Source organism: Pseudomonas sp. 8 R 14 (assembly GCF_900005955.1).
GTDB classification, from domain to species: Bacteria; Pseudomonadota; Gammaproteobacteria; order Pseudomonadales; family Pseudomonadaceae; genus Aquipseudomonas; species Aquipseudomonas marginalis.
In genome coordinates this window covers 1-19,399 of sequence record NZ_CVTH01000067.1, presented here as the reverse complement: position 1 = coordinate 19,399, position 19,399 = coordinate 1, and the positions used below count along the sequence as shown (strand labels likewise).

The 19,399-nt window shown below is 60.8% G+C and carries 15 protein-coding genes and 1 pseudogene; 8 read left to right on the top strand and 8 right to left on the bottom strand.

The window, feature by feature from the left end; genetic code table 11:
- Both BFQ01_RS17650 and BFQ01_RS17645 read left to right on the top strand, forming a co-directional pair.
- Nucleotides 1-1,969, top strand: a 1,969-nt coding sequence (locus tag BFQ01_RS17650) for a membrane-bound PQQ-dependent dehydrogenase, glucose/quinate/shikimate family (RefSeq protein ID WP_065926264.1), incomplete at its 5' end; no start/stop codon positions are given.
- 423 nt (nucleotides 1,970-2,392) lie between these two features.
- Entirely contained in the window at nucleotides 2,393-2,701 is a 309-nt protein-coding gene (locus BFQ01_RS17645) for a DUF6124 family protein (RefSeq protein WP_065926263.1), read from the top strand.
- 275 nt (nucleotides 2,702-2,976) lie between these two features.
- On the opposite strand, the gene BFQ01_RS17640 is transcribed toward BFQ01_RS17645, so the two are convergent.
- Nucleotides 2,977-3,675, bottom strand: coding sequence for a lysophospholipid acyltransferase family protein (locus BFQ01_RS17640; RefSeq protein ID WP_065926262.1), 699 nt, complete (start codon nucleotides 3,673-3,675; stop codon nucleotides 2,977-2,979).
- Between the two features lie 219 nt (nucleotides 3,676-3,894).
- Here BFQ01_RS17640 and BFQ01_RS17635 point away from each other — a divergent pair, with 219 nt between their 5' ends.
- A complete protein-coding gene (locus tag BFQ01_RS17635) occupies nucleotides 3,895-4,605 on the top strand; it encodes an autoinducer binding domain-containing protein (protein WP_065926261.1) in 711 nt (236 codons plus the stop codon).
- Here BFQ01_RS17635 and BFQ01_RS17630 read toward each other — a convergent pair.
- Entirely contained in the window at nucleotides 4,602-5,771 is a 1,170-nt protein-coding gene (locus BFQ01_RS17630) for a XylR family transcriptional regulator (RefSeq protein WP_065926260.1), read from the bottom strand. The two genes, BFQ01_RS17635 and BFQ01_RS17630, sit on opposite strands and share 4 nt — an antisense overlap.
- A 139-nt stretch (nucleotides 5,772-5,910) precedes the next feature.
- Here BFQ01_RS17630 and xylA point away from each other — a divergent pair, with 139 nt between their 5' ends.
- The 4 genes from xylA to BFQ01_RS17610 all read left to right on the top strand — a co-directional run bounded on the left by xylA (nucleotide 5,911) and on the right by BFQ01_RS17610 (nucleotide 11,419).
- Nucleotides 5,911-7,227 (top strand): xylose isomerase, encoded by a 1,317-nt coding sequence (xylA, locus tag BFQ01_RS17625; RefSeq protein WP_065926259.1) that lies wholly within the window; start codon nucleotides 5,911-5,913, stop codon nucleotides 7,225-7,227.
- 383 nt (nucleotides 7,228-7,610) lie between these two features.
- Entirely contained in the window at nucleotides 7,611-8,609 is a 999-nt protein-coding gene (xylF, locus tag BFQ01_RS17620; protein WP_065926258.1) for a D-xylose ABC transporter substrate-binding protein, read from the top strand.
- Between the two features lie 128 nt (nucleotides 8,610-8,737).
- Nucleotides 8,738-10,282 carry a D-xylose ABC transporter ATP-binding protein gene (xylG, locus tag BFQ01_RS17615; protein ID WP_065926257.1) on the top strand — a complete coding sequence of 515 codons (1,545 nt, stop codon included), beginning with the start codon at nucleotides 8,738-8,740 and terminating at the stop codon, nucleotides 10,280-10,282.
- The gene (locus BFQ01_RS17610) at nucleotides 10,283-11,419 is read left to right on the top strand and encodes a sugar ABC transporter permease (RefSeq protein WP_027603558.1); all 1,137 of its coding nucleotides are present in this window, start codon (nucleotides 10,283-10,285) and stop codon (nucleotides 11,417-11,419) included.
- Between the two features lie 5 nt (nucleotides 11,420-11,424).
- Here BFQ01_RS17610 and soxR read toward each other — a convergent pair whose 3' ends face one another.
- Nucleotides 11,425-11,877: a redox-sensitive transcriptional activator SoxR gene (soxR, locus tag BFQ01_RS17605; protein WP_065926256.1), complete on the bottom strand. Its 453-nt coding sequence runs from the start codon at nucleotides 11,875-11,877 to the stop codon at nucleotides 11,425-11,427.
- Between the two features lie 88 nt (nucleotides 11,878-11,965).
- Between soxR and BFQ01_RS17600 the strand changes: the two genes are divergently transcribed.
- Complete coding sequence (locus BFQ01_RS17600; protein ID WP_065926255.1) at nucleotides 11,966-13,414, top strand: MFS transporter; 1,449 nt, start codon at nucleotides 11,966-11,968, stop codon at nucleotides 13,412-13,414.
- Nucleotides 13,415-13,457: 43 nt separating this feature from the next.
- Here the strand turns inward: BFQ01_RS17600 and BFQ01_RS17595 are convergent, their stop codons facing one another.
- From BFQ01_RS17595 to BFQ01_RS17580, 5 genes and pseudogenes are all read right to left on the bottom strand, one after another.
- The gene (locus BFQ01_RS17595; RefSeq protein WP_065926254.1) at nucleotides 13,458-14,378 is read right to left on the bottom strand and encodes a substrate-binding domain-containing protein; all 921 of its coding nucleotides are present in this window, start codon (nucleotides 14,376-14,378) and stop codon (nucleotides 13,458-13,460) included.
- Nucleotides 14,379-14,395: 17 nt separating this feature from the next.
- Nucleotides 14,396-15,151, bottom strand: a complete 756-nt coding sequence (locus BFQ01_RS33385; protein WP_370671265.1) for a methyl-accepting chemotaxis protein — start codon at nucleotides 15,149-15,151, stop codon at nucleotides 14,396-14,398.
- Between the two features lie 102 nt (nucleotides 15,152-15,253).
- Nucleotides 15,254-15,673, bottom strand: a pseudogene (locus BFQ01_RS33380) (HAMP domain-containing protein); the annotation flags it as partial.
- Between the two features lie 919 nt (nucleotides 15,674-16,592).
- A complete protein-coding gene (locus BFQ01_RS17585) occupies nucleotides 16,593-17,843 on the bottom strand; it encodes a glycoside hydrolase family 68 protein (protein WP_065926252.1) in 1,251 nt (416 codons plus the stop codon).
- A gap of 251 nt (nucleotides 17,844-18,094) precedes the next feature.
- Nucleotides 18,095-19,033 carry a pectate lyase family protein gene (locus BFQ01_RS17580; RefSeq protein WP_065926251.1) on the bottom strand — a complete coding sequence of 313 codons (939 nt, stop codon included), beginning with the start codon at nucleotides 19,031-19,033 and terminating at the stop codon, nucleotides 18,095-18,097.
- Nucleotides 19,034-19,399: the final 366 nt, after the last annotated feature.

Below are 19,399 nucleotides of genomic sequence, written 5' to 3'. Positions count from 1 at the left end.
GCCGACCGGTGCGGGCCCAGGCATCACGCCCGTGGCCGCGGCCGACGCGCAGAAAGACTGGGCCCACTACGGCAACACCGAAGGGGGCAGCCGCTTCGCCGCGCTGGACCAGATCAACCGCGACACTGTCGACAAGCTCAAGGTGGCCTGGACCTATCACACCGGTGACGTGGCCCTCAGCGACGGCAACGGTGCCGAAGACCAGCTGACGCCCCTGCAGATCGGCAACAAAGTGTTTATCTGCACGCCCCACAACAACCTGATCGCCCTCGACGCCGACACCGGCAAAGAGCTGTGGAAGAACGAAGTCAACGCCAAGTCGGCGGTGTGGCAGCGTTGCCGGGGCATGGCGTATTTCGACGCCACCGCGCCGATTGCCCAGCCGACCCAGCCCAACAGCTCGCCGATCATCGCCGCCAGCGTTCCCGCCGGTGCGCAGTGCCAGCGTCGCTTGCTGACCAACACCATCGATGCACGGCTGATCGCCGTGGATGCCGACACCGGCAAATTCTGCGAAGACTTCGGCACCCATGGCCAGGTGGACCTGAAAGCCGGCCTGGGCAATGTGCCGGACAGCTACTACCAGCTGTCGTCCGCACCGTTGGTCGCCGGCACCACCGTGGTGGTCGGTGGTCGCGTCGCGGATAACGTCCAAACCGACATGCCCGGCGGTGTGATCCGTGGCTTCGATGTGATCAGCGGGCAAATGCGCTGGGCCTTCGACCCGGGCAACCCGGAAGACAAACAGGCCCCGACCGGCGACAAGACCTACGTGCGCAGTACACCGAACAGCTGGGCGCCGATGTCCTACGACCCGTTGATGAACACGGTCTTCCTGCCGATGGGCAGCTCGTCCACCGACATCTACGGTGTGGAACGCACTCAGCTCAACCACAAATACGGCGCTTCGGTATTGGCGCTGGATGCCTCTACCGGTGCTGAAAAGTGGGTGTACCAGACCGTCCACAATGACCTGTGGGACTTCGACCTGCCGATGCAACCGAGCCTGATCGACTTCACCCCACCGGGCAGTGACAAGGCGGTACCCGCAGTGGTAATCGGCACCAAGGCCGGGCAGATCTATGTACTCGACCGCGCCACCGGACAGCCGCTGACCGAGGTCAAGGAAGTCCCGGTCAAAGCCGCGAACATCCCCAACGAACCCTACTCGCCGACCCAGCCCAAGTCTGTGGGCATGCCGCAGATCGGCGCGCAGACCCTGAGCGAGTCGGACATGTGGGGCGCCACCCCGTACGACCAGTTGCTGTGCCGCATCGACTTCAAGGGCATGCGCTACGACGGCCTGTACACCGCGCCGGGCACGGATAAATCCCTGAGCTTCCCGGGTTCCCTGGGCGGCATGAACTGGGGCAGCATTTCCACCGACCCGGTGCACGGTTTTATCTTCGTCAACGACATGCGCCTGGGCCTGTGGATCCAGATGCTGCCGTCGCAGAACAAGGCCCAGTCCTCGTCCGGTGGCGAAGCGCTGAACACCGGCATGGGCGCGGTCCCGCTCAAGGGCACGCCGTATGCGGTGAACAAAAACCGCTTCCTGTCGGTGGCCGGCATTCCGTGCCAGGCGCCGCCGTTCGGCACCCTCACCGCCATCGATATGAAGACCCAGAAAGTCGCGTGGCAAGTGCCGGTGGGCACCGTTGAAGACACCGGCCCCCTGGGCATCCGCATGCACCTGCCGATCAAGATCGGCCTGCCGACCCTCGGCGGCACGCTGTCGACCCAGGGCGGCCTGATCTTTATCGCCGGCACCCAGGACTTCTACCTGCGCGCCTTCAACAGCGGCAACGGCGATGAAATCTGGAAGGCCCGCCTGCCCGTCGGCAGCCAGGGCGGCCCGATGACCTACGTGTCGCCGAAAACCGGCAAGCAGTACATCGTCGTCACCGCCGGCGGTGCGCGCCAGTCCACCGACCGTGGCGACTATGTGATCGCCTACGCCCTGCCATAACCCCTCTGTCCGCGCGGTGCCCCTGCACCGCGCTCCGGCATCAGCAACTAGCCCCCTCCCACATCGCCTGCATTTCAATAGGTGAGCGGCATCGTTAGTGGCATTTAGTCATGGTTTGTAAAGGGCCAGCAAGTCGGCTCGCTTTTAATTGCAGGACGTTTCCTAGACAATCCCTGCCGCCTTGTGCCTGTTGGAATCGCTGGCTAGTCTGCGGTCCGTCACTGCCAAATCAGTGATCGGGTTTAGTCGCCTGACCTTCCAACGCGTGCATGGTCCTCCATGAGTTTTATGGTGGCTGTGCGCAGGGCACCTTCGGGTGCGCCGGTATTTTCGCGTTGGAGCCGGTCGACTAACCTGCGTACAGCCGCCACCCTCGTTTAGTCGCGAAGGGTGTCGGCCTCTCATCCAACGCGAAGGTACACCATGAATAAAGTTATCCCCGATCCATCCCACGACCCCGCCAAAGACCGCGCCGCCTTCAACCGCGCCATCGACCACTACCTACCCACCCAAGGCCTCCACTCGGTCAACGAAGACCTGAGCTTCGAAGACGCCTTGCTTTACACCGCCAGCTTGCTCGACAGCGCTTCCGCCACGGCGCTGGATTGCGGTGACCTGCTACCAAACCCCGAACGGGCGAAGATTCTGGCCGTGTGGCATTTGCTGGAAATTGCAAAGACCACCGTGGATCGCTCCATCGACTGCCTGAAACCCGCAAAAGCAACTGCCTGAACGCGTTAAAAATGTGGGAGGGGCGGTGCGACGATTCGACTTGCCCCCCTCCCACATGGTGAGCGCTGCAAGTTTCGGCTACTGCGCACAGGTGACGCGAAGCGTCACGGGCTGCATTCCCACGCAGGAGCGTGGGAATGATCTTTGATCATCGAGCCGGGGACATTTCCGGGGGATAACATCGACAGTGCGCTGGTGCCGGGATTGCAGGTCAAGGCGATGTTCTGACTCGCCCGTGCGCAAATCGGCGGATGGTCCCCCCCGGTTTGCGACGGCTAACCCAGTGGAATCGACTTGGCGATAATCTCTCGGGCGTGATTGGCCAGCTGTTTGGCACTCATCGCAACCACCTCCTCGGCCTCAATGGGCGGGTGGGCGATGATGCTGACGTCGGTGCTGCGCAAGGCGTTGTAGGCGATATGGTTGACCGCCGGGCTGATCGTGACGGGAATGATCCCAACCCCGATATCCTTGGCAATCCGAAACGCCCCACTCTTGAAAGGCTGCATCTCCCCGCCATGGTTTCTAGTGCCCTCGGGAAAGATCCACAGCGAAGTATTCTCTGCGACAACCCGCTTGGCGATCTTGCGCAAACTGCCGATGGATGCCCATGGGCTGTTCCTGTCAATGAACAGACTACCGGTCAGCCAATACAACTGCCCCACCAGTGGCAGCCACTTGAGCGACTGTTTACCGACGATTACCGTGCCGGGGTTGAGCGCATGCGCCACGATCAACACGTCATAGTTGCAGTGGTGGTTGGCCACATAGATGTAAGGCCGGGTGGTGGGAACGCTGTCAAAGCCACGAACATCGACACGCACCCGGAAGATTTTATTGATCACCGAATAGGCCCGGCAGGCCACGTACAGATTTCTATTCTTTGAGGTGTTGATCAACATGTAGAGGCACAAGAACGGAAAGCTCAACACGATCCACAGCAACACCAACAGCCCTCGGGCCAACGCAATCATAAATTACCCGCTTTACCTGAATCTCTGAGCTTGGTTAACGGGGCTTCTCGAACCTCGTCAGCATTATCCATGCAAGTACAACAAACCTGCGGCGTTTTGAGTAGCTGCCCGAATGGGCAGGTCGATCGCGTTCAACCGCGCGCCCTCCGTCACGCGCACAAGCGGTATAATCGGCGCGCTCCCGTCTGTAACGGGTGCCGACCATGGAAGGGACGATCGGTGAAAGAATGGCGAGAAACCTTGATAGAAGCCGTATCCGGCTGCATGACCGAACATGAACTATTCAATAAAATTCATACGATAACGTCCAACCTGGGCTTCGAGTTCTGTTCTTACGGACTGAAAATCCCGTTGGCCACATCGCAATATGTGCTGATTTCGAACCACCCAGGCGCTTGGGAAAAGAAGTATGTCAGCGAAAATTACTTCTCCCAAGACCCCACCGTTGCCCACGGCCTGACCCGCTCCATCCCGCTGCACTGGTCCGCCGCACAACAGCAACAACAGCACCAGGCCTTCTGGGAGGAGGCGCGCCATTACCAGCTCAACCATGGCTGGTGCCTGTCTTCGCAACGCGGCCCTGACGCGATTGGTTTACTCTCGGTATCGCGCTCCAGTGAATGCATTTCAGCGACTGAACTTGAGCACATCGAGAACAAGTTGACCTGGTTGACGCAGTTGGCGCACGAATCGATGACACGCTTCTTCTCCGACAAATGCCTGCCAGAAATTCACCGCCCCCTGACCGCACGGGAAAAAGAGACCTTGAGGTGGACGGCCATCGGCAAAACCTATATCGAGATCAGCCTGATCCTCAACATCGACACAGGAACCGTGAAGTTTCATCTGGCCAATGCCATGCGCAAACTCCAGGCCCACAACAAAACCCAAGCTGCCGTCAAAGCCTCCTTACTGGGATTACTCTTTTAGCCCTGCTGGTACTCCCGCGGCGTACAACCAAACTCGCGACGAAACACCGTATGCAGGTACTGCGCCGACTTGAACCCGCACTTGGCGGCAATATCGGCAATCGCCAGTTCGTGGCTTTCCAGGCCCTTGGCGGCGGCGGCGAGTTTGAAACGCAGGATCTCGTCATGCACGCTGCAGCCGCGCACCTTGCGAAAGTGCGCTTCCAGGGAGGAGCGCGACACGCCGACATAGGCCGCCACCTGCGCGGTCTTGATGCCCTGGCAGGCGTACTGGCGGATAAACAGCAGCGCCTGCATCACGTACGGATTACCCAAGGGTTGATGCAAGCTGGAGGCCTGCACATTGATCGCCTCCGGCGGCACCAGGACCTGCGTGCCCACGCACGGTTTGCCGTGCAGCATCTGGTGCAGCAAGGCGGCGGCCGTGCGCCCCATGGTTTCCGTGCCCTGGATCACCGAACTCAGCGGCACGCGCGTGAGGGTGCGGGTCAGGGGGTCATTGTCGATGCCGATCAATGCGACTTGCTCCGGCACGGCGATGCCGGCGGTGAGGCAGGCTTGCAGCAGTTGTCGGGCGCGGGCGTCGGTGACGGCGATGATGCCGATGGGCTTGGGCAGGCTGTGCAGCCAGGCAATCTGCTGTTCCACCGCGCTGTCCCACAACGGCGCGCTGGTGCCCAGGCCGCGATACACCTCGACGTGCAGACCATCCCGTTGCAGCAGGCGGCGAAAGGCTTTTTCACGCTCCTGGGCCCAGCGATTGGCCTGGGCCTCGGGCAGGCTGAAACAGGCGAACCGAGTCAGGCCAGCTTCGATCAAGTGTTCGTAAGCCAACTTCATCAATGCGTGGTTATCGGTCGCCACATAGGGAATGCCCTTGGGATAAGCGCGCGCGTCTTCATACGAGCCACCCACCGCCACCACCGGCAACGTGCTGTCGGCCAACGCTTCGCCGATCAGCGGGTCGTCGAAGTCGGCAATGATGCCGTCGCCCTGCCAGCGCTCGATGCCGCGCAGGCGACAGAGGAAATCCTCCTCGAGGAACAAATCCCAGGACGCACGGGTGCTGCTCAGGTAATTGCCGATGCCGGCGATGATGCCACGGTCGTAGATTTTGCTGCCGTTGAACAACAGGGCAATACGGTGGACGGGCGGTAGGGTTTTCATTGTTTTTGTCCTCGGGCCTGTGGCAACAGACTAGCCCTCGCCGGTCAAAATCGCACCACCCCTTGGTGATTTTCATAATCAGCGGGCCAGGAGCCGTTGCTAGTATCCAGACACCGCCAAGAACAATAAGGAAAACGCCATGCTGTACTTCCCCGGTGTCGAGAAGGTTCGCTTCGAAGGCCCCAGCAGCGATGCCCCCCTCGCCTTTCGCCATTACGACGCCAACAAACTGGTCCTCGGCAAACCGATGCGCGAGCACCTGCGCATGGCCGCGTGTTATTGGCACACCTTCGTGTGGCCTGGCGCCGATATGTTCGGCATGGGCACCTTCAAGCGGCCGTGGCAGCGCAGTGGCGAGCCCATGGACGTGGCCATCGGCAAGGCTGAGGCGGCCTTCGAGTTTTTCTCCAAGCTGGGCATCGACTACTACAGTTTTCACGACACCGATGTGGCGCCGGAAGGCAGTTCGATCAAGGAGTACCGCAACCACTTCGCGCAGATGGTCGACCACCTGGAGCGCCATCAGGAACAGACCGGCATCAAGTTGCTGTGGGGCACCGCCAACTGCTTCAGCAACCCGCGTTTTGCCGCCGGTGCCGCCAGTAACCCGGACCCGGAGGTGTTTGCCTACGCCGCTGCCCAGGTGTTCAGCGCGATGAACGCCACGCTGCGGCTCAAGGGCGCCAACTATGTGCTGTGGGGCGGCCGTGAAGGTTATGAAACCCTGCTCAACACCGACCTCAAGCGCGAGCGCGAACAGCTCGGGCGCTTTATGCGCATGGTGGTGGAGCACAAGCACAAGATCGGCTTCAAGGGCGACCTGCTGATCGAGCCCAAGCCCCAGGAGCCGACCAAGCACCAGTACGACTACGACAGCGCCACGGTGTTCGGCTTTTTGCATGAGTACGGCCTGGAGCATGAAATCAAGGTGAATATCGAGGCCAACCACGCCACCCTGGCCGGGCACAGTTTCCATCACGAGATCGCCACCGCCGTGTCCCTGGGCATCTTCGGCAGCATCGACGCCAACCGTGGCGACCCGCAGAACGGCTGGGACACCGACCAATTCCCCAACAGCGTCGAGGAGATGACCCTCGCCACCTATGAAATCCTCAAGGCCGGTGGCTTCAAGAATGGCGGCTACAATTTCGACTCCAAGGTCCGCCGCCAGAGCCTGGACGAGGTCGACCTGTTCCACGGGCATGTCGCCGCCATGGATGTACTCGCCCTGGCGCTCGAACGTGCGGCGGCGATGGTGCAGAACGACCAGTTACAGCAGTTCAAGGACCAGCGCTATGCCGGCTGGCAGCAGCCGCTGGGCCAGGCCGTGCTGGCCGGTGAGTTCAGCCTGGAGTCTCTGGCCGAACATGCGTTTGCCCACGAACTGAACCCGCAGGCCGTGAGTGGTCGCCAGGAGATGCTGGAGGGGGTGGTCAACCGGTTTATTTATCGGTGACCGTGTGGTGATTGCGTTTGTTGTGATGAGTGGGGTTGGTGTGGTGAGAGGCTTGGTGTGGTGAGGGGGGGTTATTGTGGTGAGCGGGCTTGTTGTGGTGAGCGGGCTTGCCCCGCGCTGGGGCGCGAAGCGGCCCCATTGCAGGCGATGTGTTTTTAGCTGACACACCGAGGTGCCTGGGTTTGGGGCCGCTTCGCGCCCCAGCGCGGGGCAAGCCCGCTCACCACAACAAGCCCCCTCACCACACCAAACCCATTCACCACGACAAGCCCATTCACCACAAAAGCCCGGCTTGCCACAACACGCCGGTTAGCCACACCTACAGTGTTCGCCTAAAGTCTTCACCCAGTGTCTTTCCAACAACAATAAAAGGACGCACCACCATGAAGTCATTCAAACGTACCCTGCTCGCCACCGCCCTGGCCCTGCTCGCCCTGCCGGTGATGGCCGACTCCGCCCACCCGAAAATCGGTTTTTCCATCGACGACCTGCGTCTGGAACGCTGGTCCCGGGATCGTGACTACTTCGTCGCCGCCGCAGAAAAACTCGATGCCAAGGTCTTTGTGCAGTCCGCCGATGCCAACGAGCAGAAGCAGATTTCGCAGATCGAAAACCTGATCTCCCGGGGCGTCGATGTGATCGTGATCGTGCCGTTCAACGCCACCGTGCTGACCAACGCGGTCGCCGAAGCCAAGAAAGCCGGGATCAAGGTGGTGTCATACGACCGCCTGATTCTCAACGCGGACATCGATGCGTACATTTCCTTCGATAACGAAAAAGTCGGCGAGATGCAGGCCAACGGCGTGCTGCAAGCGGCGCCCAAGGGCAATTACTTCCTGCTCGGCGGCGCGCCCACCGACAACAACGCCAAGGTGCTGCGCGAAGGCCAGATGAAGGTGCTGCAACCGGCCATAGACAAGGGCGACATCAAGATTGTCGGCCAGCAGTGGGTCAAGGAATGGAACCCCACCGAAGCCCTGAGCATCGTCGAGAACGCCCTGACCCGCAACAGCAACAAGATCGACGCCATCGTCGCCTCCAACGACGCCACCGCCGGCGGTGCGATCCAGGCCCTGGCCGCCCAGAAACTGGCGGGCAAGGTGCCGATCTCCGGCCAGGACGCCGACCTCGCAGCCGTCAAGCGCGTGATCGACGGTACCCAGACCATGACCGTGTACAAGCCGCTCAAGCTGATCGCCACCGAAGCCGCCAAGCTCTCGGTGCAACTGGCGCGTAACGAGAAGCCCACCTACAGCTCGCAGTACGACAATGGCAGCAAGAAAGTCGACACCATCCTGCTCACCCCGACCCCGCTGACCAAGGCCAATATCGACCTGTTGGAAAAGGACGGGTTCTATACCAAAGAGCAGATCGGCCTGTAGGCGCTGGCTTGCCAGCGAAGATCGCGAACGAAAACGCGGAAAGCCTGAATAAACGCGGTGACTTGGCGTTTTTCGCGAGCAAGCTCGCTCCTACAGTCATGTCGTCAGTCCTGTGTGTGAGCCATGGTATGTCCGACTACCTGCTGCAAATGAACGGCATCGTCAAAACCTTTGGCGGTGTCCACGCGCTGAACGGCATCGACATCAAGGTACGGCCGGGGGAATGTGTCGGCCTGTGCGGCGAGAACGGTGCCGGTAAATCCACCCTGATGAAGGTGCTGTCGGCGGTCTACCCCCATGGCACCTGGGAGGGGGAAATCCTCTGGGACGGGCAACCGCTCAGGGCCCAGTCCATCAGCGAAACCGAGGCCGCCGGTATCGTCATCATTCACCAGGAACTGACCCTGGTGCCCGACCTGTCGGTGGCCGAGAACATCTTCATGGGCCACGAGCTGACCCTGCCCGGCGGGCGCATGAACTACCCGGCGATGCTGCACCGCGCCGAAGCGTTGATGCGCGAGCTCAAGGTGCCGGACATGAACGTCGCGCTGCCGGTGTCACAGTACGGCGGCGGCTACCAGCAACTGGTGGAAATCGCCAAGGCCCTGAACAAACAGGCGCGCCTGCTGATCCTCGACGAGCCTTCCTCGGCCCTGACCCGCTCGGAAATCGAGGTACTGCTCGACATCATCCGCGGCCTCAAGGCCAAGGGCGTGGCCTGCGTGTACATCTCCCATAAGCTCGATGAAGTGGCGGCCGTGTGCGACACCATCGCGGTGATCCGCGATGGCAAGCACATCGCGACCACGGCCATGGCCGACATGGACATCCCGCAGATCATCACGCAGATGGTCGGGCGGGAAATGAGCAACCTCTACCCCACCGAGCCCCGTGCCATCGGCGAGGTGATTTTCGAAGCGCGCAACGTCACCTGCTATGACGTCGACAACCCCCAGCGCAAGCGCGTCGACGATATTTCCTTTGTGCTCAAGCGCGGCGAAATCCTCGGCATAGCCGGGCTGGTGGGCGCCGGGCGTACGGAGCTGGTGTCGGCGTTGTTCGGCGCCTACCCCGGCCGCTACAGCGCCGAGGTGTGGCTCGACGGCCAGGTGATCGACACGCGCACGCCGCTCAAATCGATCCGCGCCGGGCTGTGCATGGTGCCCGAGGACCGCAAGCGCCAGGGCATCATCCCTGACCTGGGCGTGGGCCAGAACATCACGTTGGCGGTGCTCGACACCTATGCCCACCTGACCCGCATCGATGCCGAGGCCGAACTGGGCAGCATCGACCAGCAGATCGCACGCATGCACCTCAAGACCGCCAGCCCGTTCCTGCCGATCACCAGCCTGTCCGGTGGCAATCAGCAAAAGGCTGTGCTGGCGAAAATGCTGATGGCCAAGCCCAAGGTGCTGATCCTCGACGAGCCCACACGCGGGGTGGATGTGGGCGCCAAGTATGAGATCTACAAACTGATGGGCGCGCTGGCGGCAGAAGGCGTGTCGATTATCATGGTTTCCTCGGAATTGGCCGAAGTGCTCGGCGTGTCCAACCGCGTGCTGGTCATCGGCGACGGCCAGTTGCGTGGCGACTTCATCAACGAGGGGCTCACCCAGGAACAGGTGCTCGCCGCCGCGCTCAGCCAAAACAATAACAATCGGAAAACCGCGTAGATGAATCAGGTCAAACAGCTGTTCACTCGCTACAAAATGCTCGCACTGGTGATCGCCGTGGCGTTTATCTGGCTGTTTTTCAGCTGGCAGACCGAGGGCGGCTTCCTCACCCCGCGCAACCTGTCCAACCTGCTGCGGCAGATGTCGATCACCGGCATCCTGGCGTGCGGCATGGTGCTGGTGATCATCAGCGGTGAGATCGATTTGTCGGTGGGTTCGTTGCTGGGACTGTTGGGCGGGCTCGCAGCGATCCTGGATGTGGTCTATCACATTCCGCTGCTGGCCAACCTCAGCCTGGTGGCGTTGTGCGGCTTGATGATCGGTTTGGCCAACGGCTACATGACCGCTTACCTGCGCATTCCGTCGTTTATCGTTGGCCTCGGCGGCATGCTGGCGTTTCGCGGGATCCTGCTGGGGATCACCGGCGGCACCACCATCGCGCCGGTGTCGCCGTCGCTGGTGTATGTAGGCCAGGGGTATTTGCCGCATTCGGTGGGGGTTGGCCTTGGGGTCTTGCTGTTTGCCCTGACTCTGTTTTTGACCTGGAGACAACGGCGCAACCGCGCGCTGCATGGCTTGGCACCGCACGCCCTGATGCGCGATGTGCTGCGCGTGGGGGTGATCGGCGCGGTGCTCGCCGGGTTTGTCACCACCCTCAACAGCTACGACGGCATCCCCGTACCGGTGCTGCTGTTGCTGGTGCTGCTCGGCGTGTTCAGCTACGTCACCAGCCAGACCGTGTTCGGCCGCCGCGTCTACGCGGTGGGCAGCAACATGGAAGCCACGCGCCTGTCAGGCATCAACGTGCAGGCGGTGAAACTGTGGATCTTCGGCATCATGGGCGTGATGTGCGCCCTCGCCGGCCTGGTCAATACTGCGCGTCTCGCGGCGGGCTCACCGTCAGCGGGCAATATGGGCGAGTTGGATGCCATCGCTGCGTGCTTTATTGGGGGTACGTCGATGCGCGGCGGCTCGGGCACGGTGTATGGCGCTTTGCTCGGGGCATTGGTGATTACCAGCCTGGATAACGGCATGTCGATGCTGGACGTGGACAGTTACTGGCAGATGATTGTGAAGGGCAGCATCCTGGTGTTGGCGGTGTGGGTGGATGTGAGTACGCGCACGGGTCGGCGCTGACTGCCTCACTTCCCGAGCAACACGGCCCCATCCCCCAGCCGCCCCAACTGATCCCCCGGATTGCGTAACGGGCAATCATCCAGGGACAGGCATCCACAGCCGATACAGCCATCGAGTTGGTCGCGCAGTTGAGTGAGGCTGTTGATACGCTCACTCAACAGGTCGCGCCAGCGTGTGGAGAGTTGGGTCCAGTCCTTGGCCGTCAATGGCCGTCCTGAAGGCAGTTCGTCCAACGCGTCCTTGATAGTCGCCAACGGAATGCCCGCGCGCTGCGCGACCTTGATCACCGCGATCCGGCGCAGTACGTCACGCTGATAGCGACGCTGATTGCCCGCGCTGCGTTGTGCGTGAATCAACCCCTTGGCTTCGTAGAAATGCACCGTGGCCACGGTCACGCCGCTGCGGCGGGCCAATTCGCCCACGCCGAGGGGGATGCGCACATCGATTTTCGCTTCCATCCAGCTCTTGACCTCATCTAAACATGAGGTTTTATAAAGGGTGTCGGCTTGCCTTGGCAAGCCTTCAGTCCTTTGAATCGGAGCCTGCATGGACACACCTCAACCCTCCCCCTCCAACTGGGCCGCGCTGTTGTCCGGTGCCAACGGCGTACGTTCGCTCGCACTGGCAGGCGGCGTGGTGCTGCATGCGATCAACGTGTACATCGCCACCACGATTCTGCCGTCAGTGGTCCAGGACATCGGCGGCATCGACTACTACGCATGGAACACCACGTTATTTGTCGCCGCCTCGATCCTCGGCTCGGCATTGTCGGCGCGCCTGCTTGGCAGCCTCGGGCCGCGTGCGGCGTACCTGGTCGCCAGCCTGGTGTTCGCCGGCGGGGCCTTGGCCTGTGCGTTTGCGCCGTCCATGCCGGTGATGCTCGTGGGGCGGTTGGTGCAGGGACTGGGTGGTGGGTTCTTGTTCGCGCTGTCCTACGCGATGATTCGGTTGGTGTTCGATGAAAGCCTGTGGCCGCGCGCGATGGCGTTGGTGTCGGGGATGTGGGGCGTGGCGACGCTGGTCGGGCCAGCGGTGGGCGGAGTGTTTGCCGAGCTGGGCATATGGCGCGCGGCGTTCTGGTCGTTGATTCCGGTGGCCGGGTTATTCGCGGTGCTGGCGGCGGCGGTCCTGCCCAGGCGCAGCACCGAGAGCGCTGCGCCGACCCCGTTGCCACTCGCCCAACTGGTGCTGCTGACGGCGGCGGTATTGGCGGTGTCGGCCGGCAGTGTCTCGTCCACCCTGCCCCTGAACCTGCTGGGGCTGGCCGTGGCGGCGGTGTTTACCGCGCTGCTGATCGTCACGGAAAGCCGCGCCCGCCATCGACTGTTGCCCGCCGGCGCGTTTCGGATCACCACGGCACTCGGCGCGCTGTACGCGACGATGTCATTGCTGGCGGTGGCCGTGACCAGTGGCGAAATCTTCGTGCCGCTGTTTCTTCAAGTCCTGCACCACCAGTCGCCGCTGGTGGCCGGTTATCTGGCGGCATTGATGGCGGCTGGCTGGACGCTGGGGTCAATCGCCAGCGCGGGTGTGACGGGCAGCAACATTCGACGGGCGATCCTGGCCGGGCCGATCCTGGGCGTGGTGGGCATGGTGGCGCTGGCCATCTTGATGCCCGTCGAAAGCAACGGCAGCGGGCAGACGCTCACACCGATCTGCCTGGCGCTTATCCTGATTGGGTTGGGCGTGGGGCTGGCTTGGCCGCACTTGCTGACCCGGGTGTTCCAGGTGGCGCCGGCCGGTGAGCAGGACCTTGCCAGCGCGTCGATTACCACCGTGCAGCTGTTCGCTACCGCGTTTGGCGCGGCACTGGCGGGCATGGTCGCGAACGTCGCCGGCCTCACTGAACCCGGCGGTGTCGAAGGCACCGCAAGCGCTGCGGTGTGGCTGTTTGGGGTGTTTGCACTCGCGCCTGTGGTGGGTGTTCTGATTGCCAGGCGGGTGGTTCGCATGATCGGTCAGTACCATGCCAAGCTCACCAATACCCCTGCCTGAGCACATTTGACTGCATTCCAAGGTTGGATCGAGGTGCTCAGTGCTATTCAAACGCCTGGCGATTCTCAGGCGTAATCAACTTGAACGGCACCCAGACCACCGCCGACTCCAGCACCTCGCCGCGTACCAGGCGCAGTGCGGTATCCACTGCGCCGCCGGCCTGGCCGGCGGCATCCTGGAACACGCTGACCGCCATCTTGCCCTCAGCCATCAATTTCAAGCCGTCCGGTGTGCCGTCGATGCCGCCGACCCAGTAGTCCTTGGCCTGCTTGCCGGCCTTTTCCAGCCCCATGATCGCGCCGATCGCCATTTCATCGTTATTGGCCGCGATGATCGAAAAATCGACGCCCTGCTTGACCCAGTCAATGACAATCGTGGCGGCCTGGCTACGCTCCCAGTTACCGACTTTTTTCTGTACGACTTTCATATCGGGGTATTTGGCGACGACTTTTTCCACGTCCTCGGTGCGCATCAAGGAGGACGCGTTGGCGGGGTCGCCCACCAGAATCACCACGTTGCCCTTGTAACCGGCGCGGCGCGCCAGCTCTTCCATCTGCAAAGTACCCGACTCCAGCTCGTTGGAGCCGACAAACGCGGTCTGCGCCGGCCACTTTTGCGGGTTCGGGTTGCGGTTGACGAACACCAGCGGGATCTTTGCATCCGAGGCCAGCTGCATCATCTGCGCCGCACTTTTGCCGTCGACCATCGCGAAGATGATCGCATCCACCTTGGAATTGACCAGGTTGCGGAATTGGCGCATCTGCAAATCGACGCTGTCCTGCCCGTTCTCCATAAAGATGTCTGCGTTCATGACGCTGGCCTGTTGCTGCACCCCGTTGCGCAGCAGGGTCTGGAAGTTATCGTCGTACTTTGCCATGCCTACACCCAGCAAGGGCGTGGCGGCCTGGGCTGGGCCCGGAATGAACAGCGTCGCCCCCAAGGCGAGGATTAACCATGTTTTCATGTTCTGACTCCCGCGGCTCAAACGCTGAAATGATGGAGCAGCTCGCGCTGCACCTTGGCCATGTCCGACAGCTCGTGGCTGCTGATGGCGGACTGCTCGGCGCCGTCTGCCGTCTGCTGGGCCGAATCGTTGATCTGGATGACCATCCGACTGGTTTCCTGCACCGTGGCGCTCTGCTCCTCGGTGGCGGCGGCGATCTGGATATTCATGTCGCGGATACTGTCGACCGAGTCGCTCATCGACAGCAGCAAGTCACCCGCGCCCGAGGCCAGGGACACGCACTGGGTGGACTGCGCCTGGCTTTCGTTCATCACGTGCACCACCGAGTGAATCTTTTCCTGCATGAGCCCGATCATGTCCTGGATTTCGCTGGTCGAGGTCTGGGTACGGCTGGCCAGGGAGCGCACTTCATCGGCCACCACCGCAAAACCGCGTCCCTGCTCGCCGGCACGGGCCGCTTCGATCGCCGCATTCAGGGCGAGCAGGTTGGTCTGTTCCGCAATGGTGCGAATGGCGACAACAATGCCCTCGATATTCTGTCCGTACTTCTGCAACTCATCGGTCACCTGCGTGGCCTTGTTCACCTGGTCGGCCTGCTGGCGAATGTTGACGATGGTCTCGGCCACACGCGCCTGCACCTTGTGCGTAAGTTCACTCGTGTCGTCCACGGCCTGGCGGGTGTCCTGCGCACGCCGGGCCACCTCTTCGACCGTGCTTTCCATCTGCGTCATGGCCGAGGCTGCCGATTGCAGGCGGTCCTTCTGCTCATCCACCACCCGGGTGGTCTGCTCGCTGTTCAGGGCGTTGCTGCCTGCGGTAACGGCCAGCGCATCGGCAGAGCCGATCAATTCACGGAAGGTTTTGCGCAGGGCCGTGGTCAGTTCGTTCAGGTAACCGCCCAACTCACCGAATTCGTCTTTACGGCTGACATCGAAACTGACCCGCATGTCTCCCGCAGTAAGCGTCTTGAGGACTTCGCGAAACGCCGCCAGCGGACGCCGCAGGCTGAAGGCGACCCAGGTACCAATCGCCACCGCCGCCAGCACCGCCAGCACACACGCGATCAACAGCAAGCTGCGGCTGGTGCCGATGGTCGCATTGGCCGACTGGCTGGCCTGGTTGGCGACCTCCAGGGACTGGCTGCCGAACTCGCCAATCCTGTCCAGGGTGGCTTTCAGCGCCGCGTCAACCGCACTGCGTTGCTGCTGCACCTGCGCGGCCAGTTTTGCCTCCACCTGATAAGCCTGGAACAGGCCGTCAGGGGCGGTCAGGTCACTCAGCAGGCGATTGACCATGACGCCGGCAATCCGCCCGACCCTGGGGTCAATCGCCGCCAGGGCCTGGGCCCGGGTGCTGATCACTTCGTCCTGGAGATTGAGCACACGCTGTAATTTATCAATGGCCGGCGTGACGGTATGAGCCGCGAAGCCATCGTAGGATTTGTTGACCTCCAACAGCAGCTTTTCCGCTGCGGCCACCTGTTGCGGTTCGCCGACACTGCGTGCATGGGCAATGTAATCGCGCAGATAGCTGGTCAGTTGTATCGCCTGTGCACTGCTGTAGCCTTGCAGTTGCCGCGTCAGCGCCAATTGCTGCACGTGTTGCACGTGGGACGCCATCAGCGCCTGCGCCTGTTCGGCGTAGGCCGCTACCTGTTGGCGCTGCTGCGCCAGGTTCGCGCGCAGCGCCTCATGCTCGCCCGTATAGGCAACGGTGCTGTCGAGCAATTGATTGAACTGGGCGATGCTCTCGGTGAACGGTCGCTTGCCGTCCTCGATCTGCTTGGGGTCGGTGCTGATCTGAAGGGCCAGCAACGCCTGGTTGGCGCGCAGGATGTGCACGTATAGCTCACTGGCGGCCCGGCTCAAGGGTGCCGACTCGCCGGTGATAATGTTCAAGCGACTGCTGATGGATTGCGTGTTCTGATAACTGATCCCCGCCATGACTAGCAGTAACAGCACCAACACCGCAAACCCGCCGATCACACGCTGCAATATGGTCATGGCCACCCCTTTTGATTTTTATTCGTTGACCTGAGCGACGACCAGGCGTGCACCTACGCGTTCGGGATCACTCGTGGTGCTAGTGCCTGTATCGGCCAGGTGGGCGAGGACTTGAGCCTTGAAGGCAGGCTGAAATGCGGTCAAAAAAAGTGGGAGGGGGCAAGCCCCCTCCCACCTACCTGATGAAATCAGGCTGGGTTTTGCACTGCGGTCACTGGCTCAACACCACATCCCGCATCGCCGGAATGTAGCCATAGTCATAAGCCTCCTGCACAAACGAACGATCGCCCTTCAACACGATCCTGACCGTCGGCGCCTCGGTGCCGCCGATGCGGTAGTCATCGCCGGTGGTGGGCACGCTGTCGATAAACGACGTCACCAGGCCGTTGGGCATCACGCAGTGGGAATACGTCTGGAACGGCTGCGACGGCGGATTGCCGAGGACCAGCCCGGACGCGTTCATCGGCGTATAGGGCCCGAACAGATGATCGCTGACAAACCCATAGACGCCATCCGGCCCCGTCACGCCATCGGCATAGGTGAACTTGTGGCTGATGGTGAACAGGTAGTACTTGTTGTCCTGGAACACATAGTGCGGCCGTTCGGTCTGGTCGTTCACGCCAACGGCCGTGACCAGTGGCGGCAGGATTTCCCACTCGTCACCGTTGAGGTCCTTGGCCACGGCGATGCCGATGCAGCCCACCTGGTAGCGGGCACCGCCCACGTCCTCGTGCCCCGGCGGCACCAGGCCCAGCTCGTTCGGGCCCACTTCGTGAGTGCCGCGCTCACCGGCGACATTGCCTTCGAACACCATGTACAACTTGCCATCGACGGGATCGATAAAGGGGCTGGGATCACGAAAGTTCCAGGTCGCATTCTGCGCTTCGGTTTGATAATAGGTGCCGTCGGCGTCGAACAACGACTTGACCTGATCAAAGCCCTGGAGGGTGACACCGGTGTCCGACGTAATGACTTGGCCCCGGACCTTGGCAATCGTGGCACCCGGCGTGACGCAGGTGTAGTACAGGTCGATGTCACCGTTGTTATTCAACAGGATCGGCGTGCCCGCCCATTCACGGGTGGTCGGCGAAACCCCTTCGGCCATGACACGGCCGCCGAAGATCCAGTCCTTGCCGGTGCGCGAATACCAGTAGCAGATCCGCGCATGACCATGACGGTCTTCCCAATCGCGCTTGATGTCGTAACGGCCATCGGCATTGATGAATTGTGGATCATGGGGGCGACGGTCGGCGGTCAGGGTGAAGATCACCGACCAGCCATCCACCGATACCACCGTGCCATCGAGTTCACGCAAGGGCATGGTGTCCCAGATAAAGACCGTGTCACTCATGACAGGAAAGTCAGGACTCACTAACGGCTGTGTCGTCGTCGGGTCATTTTCATTAACTTTCAGCGCATCGGCCCGTGTCCAGCGAGTGGGTGCGTGATTCGCATGTTTCATGATGATGTCCTTTTGCTGACGCTTAAGTGACAAGCGAAGATTAAATAGCACCGAACAGCCAGCAACTTAATCCTGACTGAAAGAGCAAGAGATAGTTGGCTCTGCAAGTGCGCACCAAGGTTTAACATGGGCACTTGCTTATCGCAACATGAAGAATTATTTATATTACAAAGGCCATCACTGTATTTATATCCTTGATATAAATACAGTGGCACTTGCAATAAATGACAGCTCAGTAGAAAGCTAGCTAATCAACTACCAAATACCAGCGCCGCAGCCTGGGCACCGGCATTCTTCTGGGTGAAGTCCTTGGCTTGCGCCGCAGTCTTCAAGGTATAGGCGTAGTTGGAACTGGCCGTCCATTGTGCTTTGGGCGACTTCTGGTTGGTGATCGGCGGCACACTGTTTATATCAGTGAACGTCCCGGTGCCTTTGTCATCCAACATGCCTTTATTCTGGCTGCCTTCGCCAAAGTAGTTACTTTCAGACAGGATATTGGCGTTCTGCGCCAGGGTAAAACCGAGGTGGAAGTTATTGATGTAGTTGTTGTACACATGGAAATAACCATAGCGCATCAAGCCGGGTGCGCGCACTTCCATATTGTCGAAGCGGTTATGGCACAACGTCAGGCGCGGATAACCGTTGAACTCTGCCTTATTATCATCCGCTGGGTGACCGAAGATCAGCCCGTACTTGTGGCTGCCAAAGAAGCAGTTGCTGATGGTGGCATAATCGGCTTTTTCACCGATATACAGCAGTTTATCTTCACTGCCGTCAGTGGTGGACCAGCTGTGACCGACAAACGAGCAATGATCAATCCAGTACTTGCTGCCGTAGTTCAGGTAGACCTGAATATCGTCATTGGCCTTAATGCTCGCCGAATGCTTGAAGATAATATTCTGCAGAATAATGTTCTGCGACTGCGCGGTTGCACGCAGGTGAATATTCTCCAACGTGCGGTTCTGGAACGAACCGATCAGGGTCTTGTTGGCGCCCAAGTTGACTTTGGTCAGGCTCGACGCCGAGATATTACTGTTGATCACCAATACCCGTGGGGTGGTGTCGCCAATATTGGCCTTGAGTTGATCCAGGGTAGTAATGCTGACCACAGGGCCGGACCAGCCGCCAGTGACTTTTGCCGCGAGGGCGAAACCGGTCAAGCCGGTGAGTTTGCTTTCTGGATAGGACATGAGTTCCCTCTCTATCAATCAAACGGCTCGGTATAACGAGCCTGTGCATTAAGTTAATCCATTAACTTGCACACAGTGTTTGGCGTGGCTGATGTTGCCATCCTGGTTGATCAGCGCTTAAACACTGTGTTTATGTACAGTATTCGTCATTCACCTGGCCGTCAACCCTCAAGTGAAAAACAACCAAAAGTGGGAGGGGGCTTACCCTAATGCTGATCAGTTGAGAGATAGAACGGGCAAACAGTAACCAGTGGCGAGCGGGCTTGCTGTGGTGAGCGGGCTTGCCCCGCGCGGGGCTGCGAAGCAGACCCAAAACCAGGCGCTGCGGTTTACCTGACAGAACACAGGGAGCCTGATTGGGGCTGC